The organism is Gordonia tangerina (assembly GCF_021556435.1).
In the GTDB taxonomy this organism is placed as follows: domain Bacteria; phylum Actinomycetota; class Actinomycetes; order Mycobacteriales; family Mycobacteriaceae; genus Gordonia; species Gordonia tangerina.
The window spans coordinates 90,877-109,089 of sequence record NZ_JAKGCU010000016.1; the positions used below are offsets into that span (position 1 = coordinate 90,877).

The 18,213-nt window shown below is 66.6% G+C and carries 12 protein-coding genes; 2 read left to right on the forward strand and 10 right to left on the reverse strand.

The annotated features are described in order from the left end of the window. Window positions 1-139: 139 nt before the first annotated feature. The 8 genes from L1892_RS16690 to L1892_RS16725 all read right to left on the reverse strand — a co-directional run bounded on the left by L1892_RS16690 (window position 140) and on the right by L1892_RS16725 (window position 11,161). Window positions 140-1,222 carry a RodZ family helix-turn-helix domain-containing protein gene (locus L1892_RS16690; protein WP_235724737.1) on the reverse strand — a complete coding sequence of 361 codons (1,083 nt, stop codon included), beginning with the start codon at window positions 1,220-1,222 and terminating at the stop codon, window positions 140-142. A 99-nt stretch (window positions 1,223-1,321) separates the two neighbouring features. Further along, the gene (locus tag L1892_RS16695) at window positions 1,322-3,265 is read right to left on the reverse strand and encodes an acetoacetate--CoA ligase (RefSeq protein ID WP_372475149.1); all 1,944 of its coding nucleotides are present in this window, start codon (window positions 3,263-3,265) and stop codon (window positions 1,322-1,324) included. Window positions 3,266-3,297: 32 nt separating this feature from the next. Next, window positions 3,298-4,953, reverse strand: coding sequence for an AMP-binding protein (locus L1892_RS16700; protein ID WP_235724738.1), 1,656 nt, complete (start codon window positions 4,951-4,953; stop codon window positions 3,298-3,300). A 32-nt stretch (window positions 4,954-4,985) separates the two neighbouring features. Then, window positions 4,986-5,852, reverse strand: coding sequence for an HpcH/HpaI aldolase/citrate lyase family protein (locus L1892_RS16705; protein ID WP_235724739.1), 867 nt, complete (start codon window positions 5,850-5,852; stop codon window positions 4,986-4,988). Next, window positions 5,852-6,352 carry a MaoC family dehydratase gene (locus L1892_RS16710; protein ID WP_235724740.1) on the reverse strand — a complete coding sequence of 167 codons (501 nt, stop codon included), beginning with the start codon at window positions 6,350-6,352 and terminating at the stop codon, window positions 5,852-5,854. Before L1892_RS16710 ends, L1892_RS16705 begins: the two co-directional genes overlap by 1 nt. After that, on the reverse strand, window positions 6,349-7,494 hold the full coding sequence (locus tag L1892_RS16715) for an acyl-CoA dehydrogenase family protein (protein WP_235724741.1): 1,146 nt from the start codon (window positions 7,492-7,494) through the stop codon (window positions 6,349-6,351). The genes L1892_RS16710 and L1892_RS16715 overlap by 4 nt, the downstream gene beginning before the upstream one ends. Continuing rightward, window positions 7,494-9,542 carry an acetyl/propionyl/methylcrotonyl-CoA carboxylase subunit alpha gene (locus L1892_RS16720; protein WP_235724742.1) on the reverse strand — a complete coding sequence of 683 codons (2,049 nt, stop codon included), beginning with the start codon at window positions 9,540-9,542 and terminating at the stop codon, window positions 7,494-7,496. The genes L1892_RS16715 and L1892_RS16720 overlap by 1 nt, the downstream gene beginning before the upstream one ends. 5 nt (window positions 9,543-9,547) lie before the next feature. Further along, a complete protein-coding gene (locus tag L1892_RS16725) occupies window positions 9,548-11,161 on the reverse strand; it encodes a carboxyl transferase domain-containing protein (protein WP_235724743.1) in 1,614 nt (537 codons plus the stop codon). 233 nt (window positions 11,162-11,394) lie between these two features. Between L1892_RS16725 and L1892_RS16730 the strand changes: the two genes are divergently transcribed. After that, window positions 11,395-14,973 carry an indolepyruvate ferredoxin oxidoreductase family protein gene (locus tag L1892_RS16730; RefSeq protein WP_235724744.1) on the forward strand — a complete coding sequence of 1,193 codons (3,579 nt, stop codon included), beginning with the start codon at window positions 11,395-11,397 and terminating at the stop codon, window positions 14,971-14,973. A gap of 113 nt (window positions 14,974-15,086) precedes the next feature. On the opposite strand, the gene L1892_RS16735 is transcribed toward L1892_RS16730, so the two are convergent. Then, entirely contained in the window at window positions 15,087-15,767 is a 681-nt protein-coding gene (locus L1892_RS16735; protein WP_372475144.1) for a TetR/AcrR family transcriptional regulator, read from the reverse strand. Window positions 15,768-15,833: 66 nt separating this feature from the next. On the opposite strand from L1892_RS16735, the gene L1892_RS16740 reads away from it, so the two are divergent. After that, the gene (locus tag L1892_RS16740; protein WP_235724745.1) at window positions 15,834-16,580 is read left to right on the forward strand and encodes an NAD(P)-dependent oxidoreductase; all 747 of its coding nucleotides are present in this window, start codon (window positions 15,834-15,836) and stop codon (window positions 16,578-16,580) included. A 30-nt stretch (window positions 16,581-16,610) separates the two neighbouring features. Here the strand turns inward: L1892_RS16740 and L1892_RS16745 are convergent, their stop codons facing one another. Beyond that, entirely contained in the window at window positions 16,611-18,158 is a 1,548-nt protein-coding gene (locus L1892_RS16745) for an HNH endonuclease signature motif containing protein (protein ID WP_235724746.1), read from the reverse strand. Between the last annotated feature and the right edge of the window lie 55 nt (window positions 18,159-18,213).

Below are 18,213 nucleotides of genomic sequence, written 5' to 3' on the forward strand. Positions count from 1 at the left end.
ACGCGCCGCAAGGACCTCAGAAAGCGACAGACGCCTCAGCCGTCGCAGGTCTCGCCGACCCTGTTCGGGCTATCGAAACGACCCGATGCCCCACCGGTGAGGCCGGGGCATCGGGTCATATACGAGCTGACGCTGTCTGTCAGCGGCCGCCGTGCTGTTCGGGGCGGCTGATCTTGGTCGTCGCGTCCGACCCCTCGGCGGCCTGCGGGTAGCCGGCCGACGATCCACCAGCATCGGCGGCTCCTGCGGTGGGTTGGTAAGGGTTGGTCTCCGACGAGGTCCCGGACCCGGGGGTGGGCGTCGACGGGCTCTGCGTGTAGGCCGACGGATCGTAGGTCGGCTGGGCCACTGAGCTCGCGGTGGCCGACGTGCCATACGCGGTGGCCTGGGCATCACCGAAGGCTGTCGTCTGCGGCGCCGGCGTCGGCGTGGCGCCCGTGGGCTGCGCCGCCACCCCGGCGGCGTCCGCGGTGACGTCGTCCGACGCCACCTTCAGGGTCCCGACGACGACGAGCAGCCAGAACAACGCGAGTCCCGCGGTGATGATGCTCAGTGTCAGCTGGGCGTAGTCGACACCCGAGTTGGTGATGATGCCGGCGCCCTGAGAGGACGTGTAGATGACGTCGTAGATCTGCGTGATTGCCGTCGCCACGGCCGCGGCGGCCACCACTGGGGCCACGACCTTGGCCTGGATCTTCGGCAGCAGTGTCAGCAGCGCCAGCATCGCGATGAACACCAGGTAAGGCAGGTAGGAACCGCGGTTCCAGAAACTGACCAACGCGTCGACGGCGGCGACCGCACCGATGGCGATGGCCAGCAGCTGGCCGATGTTGCCCGGCAGGCCCTGTCCGGCCGGCTTCGGCGCGGTGTATCCGTGCTGGCCGTAACCCTGGGGATAGTGCTGGCCGTAGCCCTGCTGGGGATACTGCTGGGTCTGGCCCGCGTACTGCTGGCCGTATCCGGCTTGTCCTTGACCGTAGCCGGGCTGGCCATATCCCTGCCCGTAGCTCTGCCGGCCCGTCCCGGGCTGGCCGTACCCCTGCTGGCCGTACCCCTGCTGAACGGAGCCCGGCTGCGACTGACCAGCTTGCTGACCATATCCGGGAGCGCCGCTCGGCTGACCTTCGGCCGCTCCCTGGCCGTAGTACCCCGGATATCCCTGCTGCCCGTATCCCGGCTGCTGGCCGTGCTGGCCGTACCCGCCGCCTTGCTGGTAGGTCATCGCATCTCCTGCTCGGTCGTCTTCGCCCCCGCGGTGAGCGCGTGTCGCGCCCCACGGTAGTACATGCCCGGGTCGCGGCCTGGTGGCGTGCGCACCCGCTCACCACCGATGAGTTCGACCCTGTTCGGCATACCAGTCGATGAGGCCGTAGTCGTCCACCGACTTCGGATCGATGGCGACCTCGGCGCGGCCGGCGAGGATGCCGGTGACCGGAACCTCGAGCTTCTTGCCGGTGCGCGTGTGTGGGATACCCGGCGCCTCGATCACCTCGTCGGGGACGTGCCGGGGCGACAGCCGCGACCGCACCTCGGATGCGATGCGCCCGCGCAGCGGGTCGTCGAGGGTCGCGCCCGGCACCAGGGTGACGAACAACGGCATCCAGTACTTCCCGTCCGGCCCGTCGACCCCGAGTACGAACGCCTCCGCGATCTCCTCGATGCCCTCGACCACCTCGTAGATGTCGGCCGACCCCATCCGGATGCCGTGGCGGTTCAGGGTGGCGTCGCTGCGACCGTGGATGACCAGCGAGCCGCGGTCGGTGACGGTGACCCAATCGCCGTGACGCCACACCGGACGGTCGGCGGGAGAGTCCCACTCGTGCTCGAAATACGCGCGGCGATACCGCGCCCCGTCCGGATCGTCCCAGAACCGGACCGGCATGGACGGCATCGGTGCGGTGACCACCATCTCCCCCACCTCCCCGACCAACGGCGTGCGGTCGGGAGCCCAACTCTGCAGTGCCACGCCGAGGTAGCGGACCGACAGTTCACCCGCGACCACCGGAACCCCGGTGGAGCCGCCGGCGAAAGCACTGACGACATCGGTGCCGCCGCTGATCGAGGAGATTGGCATGCCTGCCTTGACGTTCTCCTCCACCCAGGTGAACAGGTCGGCGGCCAAGGTCGATCCGGTGCTCCCCAAGATGCGCAACGGCGCGAGATCGTGCTCTTTGCCAGGAACCAAACCCGCCTTGCGGGAGGCCTGCAGCTGCCCCGGGCTGGTGCCGAAGTAGGTGACGCCTTCGGATTCGACGAGCTGCCACAGCCGGTCGGCATCGGGATACAGCGCCGAGCCGGAGTAACAGACGATGCGCGATCCGCACAGCAGTCCGGCGACCTGGAAGTTCCACATCATCCAGCTCAGCGCGGTCTGCCAGAAGAAGACATCGTGTTCGCCCAGATCACCGTGCAGTCCGGCCGCTTTGAGATGCTCGACGACGACCCCGCCGTGCCCGTGCACGATCCCCTTGGGCTTGCCGGTGGTACCGGAACTGAACAGCACCCACAACGGGTGGTCGAACGCCACGGGTTCCGGCTGGAGTCCGGAGCCGTCGGCGGCGCGCGCCGCGTCGAAAGGGATCTGTTCGACGCCGCCTCGCGATGCACTCGTCGAGTCACCGACCACGATGTGCGCCACCAGGTCCGGCAGCAGCCGCGCCAAGGCGTCGCTGTCGGCGACCTTGTCCACGTCCTTGCCGTTGTAGCGGTAGCCGGTCGCACTGACCAGCACCTTGGGTCGCAATTGGGCCAGCCGTCCGGCCGCCCCCTCCGGCGCGTAGTCCTGGCCACATCCCGACCAGATGGCACCCACGTATGCCGCACCGAGGAAGGCGACGACCGCCTCCGGGATATCCGGCAGGTATGCCGCGACCACGTCACCGCGTCCCACACCGAGATCGGTCAGAGTCCGCGCGAACCCGGCGGTGGCATCTGCCAATTCGGACCAGGTGAGTTCGCTGCGTCGCCCATCCTCATCCAGTCCGACGACTGCCGCACCGGGCAGTCCGCGATGCCGCAGCACAGCTGATACATAGTTCAGCTTCACATGCGGAAACCATTGCGAACCAGGCATTGCTGCGTCCGCGAGGACGTCGTCGTCGGTTGCCACCGACGGCGAATCGCCGGCGATGGCCCCGAGATCGTAGAAGTCCCACACCGCCCGCCAGAACGCGGCCGGTTCGTCGACCGACCACTGCCACAACGATGCATAGCCTTCGATCGCCCGATCGGTACGTGAAGTGATGAATCGGGTGAATGCGTCGATCTGGGTCTGGCCGGGCCGCGAGTCCACCGCGGTCACCGACGTCGCTCCGCTACCGATCCGATGCCCAAGATCTCGACGGCTTCCGCACGCATCTCGACCTTGCGCACCTTGCCCGTGACCGTCATCGGGAACTCCTTGACCACATGGACATAGCGCGGGATCTTGTGCCGCGCGATCTTGCCGTCGGCGAACGCACGCAGATCGTCGGCGGTGAAATCTGTTGCCTCGTCACGGAGCCGCACCCACGCCATCAGTTCTTCGCCGTACTTGTCGTCGGGCACACCGATCACCTGGGCATCGAGGATGTCCGGGTGGGTGTAGAGGAATTCCTCGATCTCGCGCGGGTAGATGTTCTCGCCGCCGCGGATCACCATGTCCTTGATCCGTCCGGTGATGCGCACGTAGCCGTTGTCGTCCATCACCGCCAGGTCGCCGGTGTGCATCCATCCCTCCTCATCGAGGGCTTCTGCTGTCTTCTCGGGCTCGTTCCAGTATCCCGTCATCACCGAGTAACCTTTGGTGCAGAACTCGCCGGTCTCACCCCGCTCCACCGTGTCGCCGGTCACCGGGTCGATCACCTTGATCTCCAGGTGCGGTCCCACCCGACCGACGGTACCGACCCGCAGTTCCAGCGGGTCGTCCACACGGGTCTGGGTGGATACCGGCGACGTCTCGGTCATGCCGTAGCAGATCGACACCTCACGCATGTGCATCCGCTCGACGACCTGACGCATCGTGTGCTCGGGACACGGCGATCCGGCCATGATGCCCGTCCGCAGGCTGGACAGATCGAATCGGTGGTCATCGCCGAGTTCGTCGAGCAGCGCGAGCTCGGCGATGAACATCGTGGGCACCCCGTACAGACTGGTGCACCGATACTGCGACACCGCCGCCAGGGTGGCCTGCGGGTCGAAGGCAGGCGCCGGGATCACCATGGCCGCACCATGACTGGTGGCCGCCAGGTTGCCCATCACCATGCCGAAGCAGTGGTAGAAGGGCACCGGCAGGCAGATGCGGTCGGCGTCGGTGTAGTCGAGCAGTTCACCGACCAGATAGCCGTTGTTGCCGATGTTGCGGTGCGTGAGCGTCGCCCCTTTGGGGAAACCCGTTGTACCCGAGGTGTATTGAATGTTGATGGGATCGTCGGGGCCGAGAGACCCGGCGATCTCGGAGAGCCGACCCATCTCGGCGGCAGTGGGTTCGGCGAGGAGTTCGGCCCACTGGGGCGACTCGAAGAGCACCACCTCGCGCACGTCCGGACACCGGGGGCGGGCCTCGGCGAGCATCGACGCGTACGCGGAATCCTTGAACCGCTCTGCGGCGAAGACCACTGAGGTACCCGATTGGGTCAACGCGTACTCGATTTCGTTCTGCCGATAGGCCGGGTTCAGGTTGACCAGGACGGCGCCGATCTCTGCCGCCGCGTACTGGGTCAGCACCCATTCGGCCCGATTGGGTGACCACAGTCCCACCCGGTCGCCGGGATTCACCCCGAGCCGCAGCATCCCTGCGGCGAGGGCATGCACATCGCGGTGGAACTGCGTGTATGTCCACTGCCGTGACGTCGCGGCGTCGACGAGTGCCAGGTTGTCGCCGTACGACTCGACCGTGCGGGCCAGGGTTGCGCCGATTGTCTCCGTGAGCAGGTCGGGGACGCTCTCCCCGTGAGAGTAGGCCGGTTGCGCCATGATGTGCTCCGATTCAGGGTTGTCGCCGCCCGTCAGGCGGAATGTTCCGGGAGGTCGCCAGAAGCTCCGGCCCGGGTCAGCACGGCCTCGGCCTGGCGCAGCACCGGGCCGTCGATCATCTGACCGTCGAGGGTGAACACGCCACCGGCGTGCTCGGTCGAGCCGTCCACCACACGTCGTGCCCAGAGGACCTCGTCGTCGGAGGGCCGGTAGCCCGCGCGGATGTGCTCGACCTGCGACGGATGTATGCATGCCGTTGCCGTGTAGCCGAGGGCGACGGCATCGCGGACCTCCGCGACGAGACCGGACACGTCGTCGATGTCGAGGTGGACGGAGTCGACCGCGAACTTCTGGTGCGCAGCCGCCGCGATGCGCACGGTGGACCGGACCCAGCGCGCGACGTCGCGGTACTGGCCGGCTCGCTCCTCCCCCGGCCCGAACCGACTCGATTTGCCACCGAGCCCGGCCACCAGATCCTCGGCACCCCACATCAGTCCGATGCAATTGACCGCCGCAGCGATCTCATTGACCCTTGTCGCGCCCAGCGGCGTCTCGATGAGCGCCACCGTCTGCAGGGCGGTGTCGATGATGGAGTCGACGTCCTCGGCTTTTGCCTGCATCACCACGCGGTAGTTGGTGTCCAACACCGCAGTCAGATCGCGGCGATAGTCGCCGGTCCCGGCCGGGTTGATCCGAACGATCGTGCGGTCGGGGTCGATCGGGTTGGCCACCAGGGCTTCGCGGGCGGCGACACGACGTTCCGGCGCGACCGCGTCCTCCAGGTCGAGGATCACCACGTCAGCGCGGTCGAGGGCTTTCTGATATCGCTCCGGACGGTCGGCCGGGCAGAAGAGCATTGCCGGTCCGGGTGGTGTCCAGGCGTTCGCGAATTGCATCATCACTCCGTTGGCTGTCGTCGCACCAGCGTGGCCCTTGCGGCGCGCGCAACGACCTCGCCGTGCTGATTGCGTCCGATGTGGGTCAAGTTCACCACGCCCTCACCCGGCCTTGACCTGGATTCCCGTTTACCGGTGCATTCGGTCTCGGCGTACAGTGTGTCGCCGGCGAACAACGGGGCCGGGAAGGCGACCTCACTGAACCCGAGATTGGCCACCAGGGTCCCCTGCGTCAGTTGCGACACCGACAGCCCGACGATGGTCGAGAGCGTGAACATCGAGTTGATCAACCGCTGCCCACCGAAGCCCGGTTGCTCCGCCGACCATGCAGCATCGAGATGCAGGGCCTGGGTGTTCATCGTCAGCGTGGTGAACAGCACGTTGTCGGCTTCGGTCACCGTGCGTCCGGGACGGTGTTCGTAGACGGTACCCTCGGCGAACTCCTCGAACCACAGGCCGCGCTGGATCACGCGGACGCGTTCGGCCGCATCCTGCTCGGTCATGCGAATCCCAACTGCCGCGCGATGAGCATGAGCTGCACCTCGGTGGTGCCCTCCCCGATCTCGAGTATCTTGGAGTCGCGGTAGTGCCGGGCGACGGGGTACTCGTTCATGAAGCCGTAGCCGCCGTGGATCTGCGTCGCCATCCGAGCGTTGTCCATCGCGGCCTCACTGGAGATCATCTTGGCGATGGCCGCCTCCTTCTTGAACGGCTTGCCCGCCAGCATCTTCGCGGCGGCATCGTAGTAGGCGGTGCGGGCCACGTGGGCGCGCGCCTCCATCCGGGCGATGGCGAACGACACCGACTGGTAGTTGCCGATCGATTTACCGAAGGACTGTCTTTCCTTGGCGTACTTGACGCTTTCGTCGACGCAGCCCTGCGCTGCACCGGTGGCCAGCGCGGCGATCGCGATTCGCCCCTCGTCGAGGATGGACAAGAAGTTGGCGTATCCACGGCCACGTTCGCCGAGCAGGTTCTCGGCCGGAACCCGCGCATCGGCGAAGGTCAGCGGATGGGTGTCGGAGGCATTCCACCCCACTTTGTTGTAAGCGGGTTCGGCGGTGAAGCCCGGGGTGTCCGACGGCACGACGATCGTCGAGATCTCCTTGTGCCCGTTGTCTCTTGTCCCGGTCACCGCGGTGACGGTCACCAGAGAGGTGATGTCGGTACCGGAGTTGGTGATGAACTGTTTGGCACCGTTGATGATCCAGCTGTCCCCGTCGCGCCGTGCGGTGGTCGCGGTGGCACCGGCATCTGACCCGGCACCGGGTTCGGTGAGGCCGAACCCGGCCAGCGCGGCGCCGGAGGTCAGGTCCGGCAGCCACTTCTGCTTCTGCTCTTCGGTGCCGAACTTGTAGATCGGCATGGCGCCGAGGCCGACCCCGGCTTCGAGGGTGATCGCCACCGACTGGTCGACCTTGCCGAGCTCCTCGAGCGCAAGCGCAAGCGCGAAGTAATCGCCGCCCATGCCGCCATACTCCTCGGGAAACGGCAGACCGAACAGTCCCATCTTGCCCATCTGGGACACGACCTCATACGGGAAGCTGTGTTCTTCATCGTGTTTCGCCGCCACCGGCGCCACCACCGACTGCGCGAAGTCGCGCACCGTGTGGATCAGGTCGATGTGGTCCTGGTTGAGTTCCATCAGTTCTCCTTCTGCACGTCTGCGAGCGTCTGGCCGGCAGCGACCTTGTCGCCGACGCGGACCGAGACGGCCACCACACCGTCGATCGGGGCGGTCAAGGTGTGTTCCATCTTCATCGCCTCCACGACGACGACCGGATTTCCGGTTGCGACGACGTCGCCCGCCGTCGCCGGTACCGCGACCACGGTGCCGGGCATCGGACTCAGGATCTCCCCGGCATTGTCGTCGGCCGCCTCGTCGAGCAACGCACGTGCGGGTTCGAGCTGCCAGGTGCCGTGCGGGCCCGACACCCACCACGTGCCGGCGATCTGCACCTTCGACCAGGACTGGCTGACCCCGTCGACGATGAGCCGCCGAGTGCCATCACCGTCGGTGCCGCCGCGGCGAATGCGGCGGTACTCGATATCGGCGCGCCACGGGCCGCGGTCGGCATCCTCGTAGGTGACCTCGGCCCGACCGGACACACCGTCCTCGGTCGCCGTGCTCACCGCGATGGCAACGGTGAAATGCTGCGCACCCCAGGTCAGTCGGGTGGTCACCGGTGCCACGTCGCCGAGTCGCCAGCCCACCGCCGACTGCCATACGTCTGCGCGGTCGCGGGGTCCGATGCGGGCGACGGCCGCCAGCACGAGCGCCTCTGGTTCGGGCTCGGCCACCGCGTAGTCGACGACGAGCCGATCGAGCAGTTCGGTGTCGAGGTCGGCGTTGCGGACCTCGGGTCGGGCGAGGACGAACCGACAGAAGTCGACATTGGTCACCACACCCAGCACCCGGGTGTGTGCAAGCGCCTGATCCAGCCTTTCCAGGGCCTCTTCCCGGTCGCCGCCATGGGCGATGACCTTGGCCAACATCGGGTCATAATCACTGCCGACAATCAGCCCTTCAGCCATCGCCGAATCGACGCGGATACCGCTGCCGGGTGCGGTATCGGGCTGGACCAGGCGGGCGATCGTGCCGCCGGTGGGTAGGAAGCCGTTGGCAGCGTCCTCGGCGTACACGCGTGCCTCGACTGCGTGACCGGTCAGGGTGATGTCGTCCTGGGCCAGGCCCAGCACCTCACCGCGCGCGACGCGAATCTGCTGTTCGACGAGGTCGACGCCGGTGACGAGTTCGGTGACGGGGTGCTCGACCTGCAGGCGGGTGTTCATCTCCATGAAGAAGAACTGGTCGGGGTGGTGGGCGGAGACGATGAACTCGACGGTGCCGGCACCGGAGTAGCCGACGCTGCGGGCGGCGTCGCAGGCCGCCTCACCGATCCGCGCGCGGGTCTGCGCATCGAGCAGCGCCGAGGGCGCCTCCTCGATCACCTTCTGATGGCGGCGCTGCAAAGAGCATTCGCGTTCGCCGAGGTGGATGACGTTGCCGTGGTCGTCGGCAAGGATCTGTACCTCGATGTGACGGGGCGTATCCACGAAGTGTTCGAGGAACAGGCTGTCGTCGCCGAACGCGGAGCCCGCTTCGCGACGCGCGCGTTGCAGCGCCGCGGGCAGGTCTGCGGCGTTCTCGACCCGATGCATGCCTTTACCGCCGCCGCCGGCACTCGGCTTGATCAGCACCGGGAATCCGATGTCGGGTGCGGCGGCGATCAGGTCGTCATCGGACAGGCCGGGTCGCGACAGTCCCGGCACCACCGGGACATCGCGCTCGGTGACCGCGGCGCGCGCGGTGATCTTGTCGCCCATCGTCGCGATCGCCTCGGCCGGAGGTCCGATGAAAATGATCCCGGCATCGTCGAGGACGGCCGCGAATTTCTGGTTCTCCGAAAGGAATCCGTACCCGGGATGCACCGCGTCGGCACCGGTGTCGAGCGCGGCACGCACCACCGCGTCGATGTCGAGGTAGCTCTGTGTGGCGGCGGCGGGGCCCACCCGCACGGCGACGTCGGCCTCTCGGACATGGCGGGCGTCGGCATCGGCGTCGGAGTAGATGGCGATGCTGCGGATACCCATGCGCCGCAGGGTGTCGATGACACGGCAGGCGATCTCGCCACGGTTGGCGATCAGCACACTGCGGATGGGGCGGGCGATGGTGGGGCTGGTCTGGTGCATGGTCATCACATCCGGAAGACGCCGTAGCGGGGTTCGGTCAGCGGTGCGTATCTGCATGTCTCCAAGGCGAGTCCGAGGAGTGTGCGGGTCTGCGCGGGATCGATGATGCCGTCATCCCACAGCCGCGCGGTGGAGTAGTAGGCATCGGACTGGTGCTCGAACTGCTCTCGGATCGGCGCCTTGAAGGCTTCCTCGTCGTCGGCCGGCCAGTCGTCACCGGAACGTTCGATCTGGTTGCGACGCACCGTGGCCAGGGTCTCGGCGGCCTGCGGTCCGCCCATCACCGAGATCCGGGCGTTGGGCCACATCCAGAGGTAGCGCGGCGAATAGGCGCGCCCACACATCGAGTAGTTGCCGGCGCCGAACGATCCACCCACCATGACCGTCAGTTTGGGTACGCGTGCGCATGCAACGGCGTTGACCATCTTGGCGCCGTTCTTGGCGATGCCGCCTTCTTCGTAGGCGCGGCCGACCATGAAGCCGGTGATGTTCTGCAGGAATATCAGCGGGATGCGTCGCTGGTCGCACAGTTCGATGAAATGCGCACCCTTGAGCGCGGATTCGCTGAACAACACGCCGTTGTTGCCGATGAAGCCCACCGGATGGCCGTGTACGTGTGCGAAGGCGGTGACCAACGTGGTGCCGTAGTTGGCCTTGAACTCGGTGTATTCTCCACCGTCGCTGATGATCTCGATGACCTCGCGGACATCGTACGGGGTGCGCGAATCGGTGGGTACCACGTCGTATAGGTCAGTCTGCGGCCGCAACGGTTCCCGGACGGGAACCGTCTCCCACTGATGTTGCTCGCGCGGCCCCAGCGTGGCGACGATCTCACGCACCTTGGCCAGTGCCTGTTCGTCGTTGTCGACGAGGTGGTCGGTGACGCCGGAGACCGACGAGTGCATGGCACCGCCGCCGAGCTCCTCGGCGGTGACGTCCTCACCGGTCGCGGCCTTCACCAGCGGCGGACCGGCCAGGAAGATGGTGCCCTGATTCCGCACGATCACGGTCTCGTCGCTCATCGCGGGCACGTAGGCGCCACCGGCGGTCGACGAGCCAAGCACGGCGGCGATCTGCGGGATGCCCGCGGCACTCATCGTGGCCTGGTTGTAGAAGATGCGGCCGAAGTGTTCGCGGTCGGGGAACACCTCGTCCTGCTGTAGCAACATTGCTCCGCCGGAGTCGACGAGGTAGATGCAGGGCAGCCGGTTCGCGGCCGCGATCTCCTGGGCGCGCAGATGCTTCTTGACCGTCATCGGGTAGTAGGTGCCGCCGGAGACGGTCGCGTCGTTGGCCACGATCATGCATTCGCGGCCGGTCACCCGCCCGACACCCGCAACGACACCGGCCGACGGCACCCGGCCGTCATACATGTCGTGGGCGGCCAGCGGCGCCACCTCGAGGAAGGGAGAACCGACGTCGAGGAGTCGATCCACACGGTCGCGGGGTAGCAGTTTTCCGCGGGAGATGTGACGCTCCCGGGCCTTGTCGCCGCCGCCGCGGCGCGCCATCGCGAGGTGGTCGCGCAGCGTCTCGACATTCGCCAGGTGCGCAGCCCGTGGGCCGGGCGCGTTGCCCTCGACTCCGGGAGCCTCGGCGATGAACGTGCTGGTCACCATCGACCTTTCAGTTAGCCGTCATTAACTGAATGCATCGTACGACACAACAGGTCGCCTTGTCACGCACTGATCGAGCCGCCATCACATTGTCGCAGCCAACGTGACGTGGCTCACGACTATTGCGTACTGTGAAGGCAGGCCCACCACCCCTCGGGCCGCGACAACCGATGCCCGCAGCGCCCACACCCACGGCGTCTGCGGACCGATATATGAAGAGAAGGCCAGGTAATCCCATGACCCTCGCAGATGATCGCGCGCACCGCCTCGGTGCGCCCACCGACGAGACCGCGACGTTGTCCCGGACCTCGTCCTCGGCTGCCTCGTTCTCCCTCGACGACCGCTACACGCGCGAAACCGGGACCATCTATCTGACCGGCATCCAGGCCCTGGTCCGTATGGTCCGTGACCGCGCCCGCATCGACCGCCGCCAGAATCTGCGCACGGCCTCCTTCATCTCCGGCTACGAGGGCTCCCCACTGGCCGGCTACGACCTCGAGATCGCCCGCCGAGCTGCGTACCTCGAACCGTTCGACATCGTCCACCGGCCCGGGCTCAACGAGGAGATCGCCGCGACGTCGGTGATGGGGTCGCAGGTGGCCGGCCAGGTGGCAGACCTCTCGCCCGACGCCGACGGGACGGCACGCGACGGCGTCGTGGGCTACTGGTACGGCAAAGCGCCCGGCCTCGACCGCGCTACCGACGCGCTGCGGCACGCCAACATGATCGGCACCCACCCGTCCGGTGGAGCGGTGGCACTCGTCGGCGACGACCCCGGCGCCAAGAGCTCCACCATTCCGTGCGCGTCGGAGATGGCGCTGGCCGATCTGTACATGCCGATCCTCTATCCCGCCGACTCGCAGGACATCCTCGATTTCGGCGTGCACGCCGCGGTGATGAGCCGGGTCAGCGGACTGTGGACGTCGATGAAGATCTCCGCGCATGTCGCCGACGGAGCGTCGACAGCACTGGTCGACACCAACCGGATCATGCCCGTGTACGGCGACCTCGGTCGCAGCCCGCACGTCCCGAGCGGACGATTGCTGGGCGCCAGCCTGATGGAGCTCGAGCAGAATCAGCTCACCACCCGCATTCCGCGAGCGCTGGAATACGCTCGGCTCAATGGCCTCAACCGCATCGTCACCTCCAGCCCGGACGACCGGATCGGCATCGTCGCGGCCGGCAAGACGTATCTGGACCTTCGGGAGTCGTTGCGGCTCATCGGTATCGACGATGATCAGCTCAATCGACTGGGCATCCGCATCCTCAAACTGGGCATGGTCTATCCGCTCGACCGCGACATTCTCGACCGGTTCATGTTCGACACTGCCACCGGCGACCTCGACGAGGTCATCGTGGTGGAGGAGAAACGCGACTTCATCGAGACGATGATGCGCGACATCCTGTTCCGTCATCCCCGCGCTCCCCGCATCGTCGGCAAGACCAATGAGGACGGTTCGACCTTGTTCTCGAGGTTCGGCGAACTCGATGTGGACGCGGTGTCACGCGGTCTGGCCACCCGGCTGGCGCGTCACCACCATGTCGATGCCGCGCAGGACTGGCTGGAACGGAAATCCAAGCGGCGCGGCCGGATCGAACTGCCGCTGGCCGTCCGCACGCCTTACTTCTGCTCCGGCTGCCCCCACAACAGCTCCACCAAGGTCTCCGACGACACGCTGGTGGGCGCCGGGATCGGCTGCCACGCCATGGTGCTGTTGATGGACGAGCGTCAAGTCGGCGACATCGCCGGCGTCACCCAGATGGGCGGCGAGGGCGCACAGTGGATCGGGATGGCGCCGTTCGTGACCGCGGATCATTTCGTGCAGAACGTCGGTGACGGCACGTTCATGCACTCCGGCTCGCTGGCGCTACGCGCCGCGGTCGCCTCCGGCGAGAACATCACCTACAAGCTGCTCTACAACGGCACCGTCGCCATGACCGGCGGTCAAGACCCGGTGGGCGCGATGAGTCTGCCGCGGCTGACCTCGCTACTTCTCGACGAAGGCGTTAACCGCATCGTGGTCACCTCCGACGACGTGGCACGCACGAAAGCGCTCGGCCTGCCGAAGGACGTCACCATCCGGCATCGCGAGGACATGCTCGACGTGCAGACCGAGCTGGCATCCGTTCCCGGCGTGACGGTTCTGGTCCACGACCAGCACTGTGCGGCGGAGAAGCGTCGCAAGCGCAAGCGCGGCACCATGAGCACGCCGAACCGACGAGTGATGATCAACGAACGCATCTGCGAGGGATGCGGTGACTGCGGCGAGAAATCCAACTGCCTGTCCGTACACCCGGTGGACACCGAATTCGGCCGCAAGACGCACATCGACCAGAGCTCATGCAATCTCGACTTCTCTTGCCTGAAGGGCGATTGCCCGTCGTTCGTGACGGTGACGCCGGGAACCGAGCGGGAACGTCGCCGTGCCGACAACATCGCCGCGTCACTGATGCCCACGCCGGGGGTGCCCGCGGTGCGCGAGTCGTTCGCGATCCGCGTGACCGGGATAGGCGGGACAGGTGTGGTGACCGTGTCCCAGGTGCTGGCCACGGCCGCGGTGCTCGACGGCAATGCGGCGCGCACCGTGGACATGACCGGCCTGGCGCAGAAGGGCGGTGCGGTGGTCAGTGATGTCAAGATCACCCCGCAGATCGTGGAGCAGGCAGGCAAGGTGGCTTCCGACGACTGCAACCTGTACCTGGCGTGCGACCCCTTGGTGGGCACCGATCCGGTTAACCTCAAGGTCGCCGATGTCGACAAGACGGTCGCCGTGGTGTCGACCACCAAGATCCCGACCGGTGCGATGGTCATCGACACCACAGTCGGTTTCCCCGCCGACGCCCAGGTCCATTCGGCCATCGACGACAAGGTGCGTCGCGCGGTGTACCTCGATCCCGGGGAACTGTCGACGGACCTGTTCGGCGACGAACAGTACGCGAACATGCTGATGGTGGGTGCGGCATATCAGGCAGGTGCGCTGTCGATCTCGGCCGAGTCGATCGAGCACGCCATCGAACTCAACGGCGTGGCCGTAGACGCCAACATCCAGGCATTCCGCCGCGGACGTCAGGTGGTGGACAACCCGGATGCGGTGGCGCACACACTCACCGGGCTGCACGGTCCCGCCACTTCCGAGATCGAGCCGAGTGAGTATGCGATGTCCGTCGTCGGTGAGTTGGGCTCGCTCGAGGCCGACCTGGCACGCACTATCGCCATCCGCTACGACGAGCTGATCGCTTATGCCGACGAGCGTTATGCACGTGAGTATTTCAAGTTCGTCTCCCGGGTCCAGCGCGCCGGTCACGGTCCCGCGTTCACCGGCGCGGTTGCTCGGAACCTGTACAAGTTGATGGCCTACAAGGATGAGTACGAGGTCGCGCGGCTGACCCAGGACCCGACGTTCGCGGCGCAGATCGCGGAGCAGTTCGGCGACGACGCGCAGGTGGCCGTCCGCCTGCATCCGCCGACGCTGCGCAGCATGGGGATGAGGGAGAAGTTGTCGCTCGGCGGCTGGGCAGACCGGCCGCTCTCGGCGCTGGCAAAGATGAAGCGTTTGCGGGGCACCAAGCTCGATCCGTTCGGCCACAATGAGGTCCGGCGGACCGAACGTGCTCTGATCGGCGAGTACCGCGAGACCGTCGAGGATCTGCTGGCCGGCTTGGCCGATGGCCGCGTCGGCGCGGATCGGGTGGGTTCAGCCGTGGAGCTGGCTGAGCTGCCCGACATGATCCGTGGCTACGAGGGCATCAAGATGGCCAACGTCGCGCGCTACCGCGCGGAGGTCACGGCCCGCCGACAGACCCTCGGCATCTGAGGCGTCACCCCGGCGATCTGTTTGCGCGAGCGCGCACCGGTCCCGCTCGCGCGCATGTCGAGACATGCGCGCGAGCCGATCGGGCGCGCGCAGGCGGATCGTCGCGGCGGCCCTCACTCCCAGCGGGTGCGGTTGCGTTCCAGGCCATCGAGCACCACCTCGAGGCCGAGGTCGAACTCGTCGGCGTAGGAATACCCCGGCGCCATGACATGCGCGGTGGTCATCTCGGTGAGATGCGGGAGGTCGGCCGGGTCGATTCCGGATTGGATCGATTCGGCGACCTCCCGCGTGTCGGCCGCATCAGTGGAGTCGAACGGCATGGTTGTCTCCTGCAAGACAAAGCCGTAGAGGTAGCTGTCCAGCAGGGAGAACGCGTGTGCCGCGCCGCCGATCGTGAAGCCGGCTCGACGCAACACCCCGATCACGGCGTCGTGATGCCGCAGTGTTTGCTGCCCGGGACTGCGCCGAGAGTCCATCAGCCCCAACGCCCACGGGTGGCGCACCAATGCGTCTCGCGCAGAAGCGGTTCGCACCCGCAATGCCTCGCGCCAGTCGGCCTGGGTCGGGATCTCGATCTCCGCGAACACGTGATCGACCATCACGTCAAGAATGCCGTCCTTGTTGCGGACGTGGTGGTAGAGCGACATCGCCTCGACTCCGAGTTGTTGGGCGATCTTGCGCATCGTCACCGCGCCGATCCCCCCCTCGTCGGCCATCTGCACCGCGGTAGAAACAACCGCTTCACGGGTCACCGGCTTTCGTGTGGTCACCAACTTTCCTCCTCCTCTGGACATCGGTCCACCTTACCGCGTAAGGTGACCTTACACCGTAAGGATCATCGCCATCGAGAGGACCGCCCAATGACCATCGACGACACCCCCGACACTCGCCCGCTGCGGGTATGCATTGTCGGCGCATCCGGGAAGCTGGGGCGGTACATGATCCAGCACTGCCTGGACCGCGACTACCAGGTGGTCGCGGTGTGCCGCCCGGAGAGCGTGCCGAAACTCGACGACGTCGCCGACCGCATCGAGATCATTCCCGGCCGCACCGACGATCGCGCGGTGATCGCCCGCGCTGTCGCCGGTTGCGATGGCGTCTTGACCGTGCTGGCCCCGTGGGGTGTGCACGACTACTCCTCGGGCACCACCCGAGCGGTTCTCGAGTATGCAGAACCCGATGCGCGACTGATCTTTTCGTGTGGATGGCACATCACTCGTGATGGCCTCGACCGATACTCCTGGCAGCTTCGCTACATTGTGCCGATCGTGAGCACGCTGGCGAGGTGGGCGCGTGTGGTCGACGTTGACGATCAGGTACGGGCGGCCCGTCTGATCTTCGACTCCGACACCCGCTGGACCGTGGTGCGCGGCAGCGATCTCGAGGAAGGAGAGAGCCAGGGCCTGCCGGTGTGGAGCCGGCACGTCGGCGATCCGATACTCGCCGGCAACCTCACCCGGCGCATCGACTTCGCGTTGTTCATGGTTGCGGCATTGACCAACGACACGTTGGTGCGCGAGGCGCCTGCGATCAACGGGTGTGCGACAGAGTCGGCAAGGGCGTACGCGGGCAGGCCTGCGCAACCGGCGCACTCCCCCTGCCGCTGACAATCAAGTCGCTCGTTCAGGTCCGCGCGGTCAGCGTTTGTTGTCGAATATCAGCAGTGCCAGGCGTGCTTCGACTGCCGAGATGGGTTGGGGGATCATCTCGGTGAGGGTGTAGTGCTTGTGTTGTGGTGGCGGCGCCTGTGCTGGTGGTGGGTGGATGCGGGCGCGGGCTTGTTCGAGGTTGCGTAAGAAGAGGGCGGCGATGTCGGGGCGTCGGTTGTGTTGTTGCGGGTTGGGTGGTGCGTCGGGTTCGCTGTTACGGCGCCACCACACGCGGCCGGCGTCGGGGCCGTCGGTGTAGACCCCGGTGGTGAACTGGCCCGGGTTTTTGCCGACCATCCGGTTGTGCGGGCCACAGGCGGGGGCGAGGTCGACGATGTCGGTGTTGCCGCCGTCGGCGAAGTCACGCACGGCGTGATGCATCTCCACGTGGGCGGCGGGCTGATCACAGTCGGGTGCTGAGCACACGTGCCCGTCGGGGCGGGCGAAAGACACCAACCGTTGCGCGCGGGTGGCGAGTCGTTTGGCCTGCCCGAAATACAGCGGTATCGCACTGTTGTCGGCGAACACCGCCAAATACTGTTGCGCGTCGGCGGCCAGCCGGATGACATCGGCCATCGGCAGACTCGACCCGGTGGCGGTGACCGCAACTCCGGATTCACGGATCAGGTCGTTGAGGTCGGCTTTGATGATCAACTGCACCGGCAGACCACGATGCGATTTTCCGAGCAGTCCGTCGTCGAACACCGCCCGCAACAGGGCCGCCAACGCATCGTGTTTGCGTTGCGCCGGGGACCGCAAATCACGCCCGGCCGCAGCTTCCAACGCTTCGGGGTCGGCATCGTCGACCCCGCCGGTCGGCGAGTCGGGGTCGTCGGGATTGTTGAGGCCGGGTGTGGCCCATACCGCCCACAGCGTTTCGATCAGGGCGCGGGTTTCCGGGTCGAGGTGACCGGTCAGTTTCGACATCTGCTGGGCGTCTTGCCGGTTGACCCACACGTTACGACGTCGTTTACGGTCACTGTCGTCGGCCAACTCGCCGTCGGGGTCGAGGTTGTCGAGTAGCCGCTGCCCGAGTTCACCGATCTCGGCGGGCGTGTGCTCACACGCCAACCCGGCCAGGGTGGCCTCGGCAGCCACCTTCTTGTCGTGGGGCACCTGGTGGGGCAGCGCGTCGAGGAACTCCACGGTCGTCTCGAGGTGGGCCGGCCCGACCCGGCCGTCGGCGAATGCGTGGGCCAGGGTGGGATACTTCGGCTCGGCCGGCTGCCCGTCGAGGTGACGGAACTGGCCGGTCGCGGTCATCTGTCCTCGGCGACGAGCAGGGTGCGACACCCGCAACACCGCGTTCATGAAGTTGGGCAGACTGCGATACCCCATCGACCGGGGCACATCCCGATCCGAGATCTCCACGATCTGCCGATTGCCTTGGAACACCATCCGATTGATCGTGCGTTCCTGCGCGGTGGCCACCGCCACCAACTCGGCATCGGTGCACTTCGACAGATCAGCAGCAGCCAACCGATCCACCACCGCATCCAGCTCGGCCAGCAGACCCGGCACCTCCGACAACGACACAGCCGAATCAGCCGACCCCGAACCAGCCGGCGCAGCATCAGGGCGCGCAGCATCG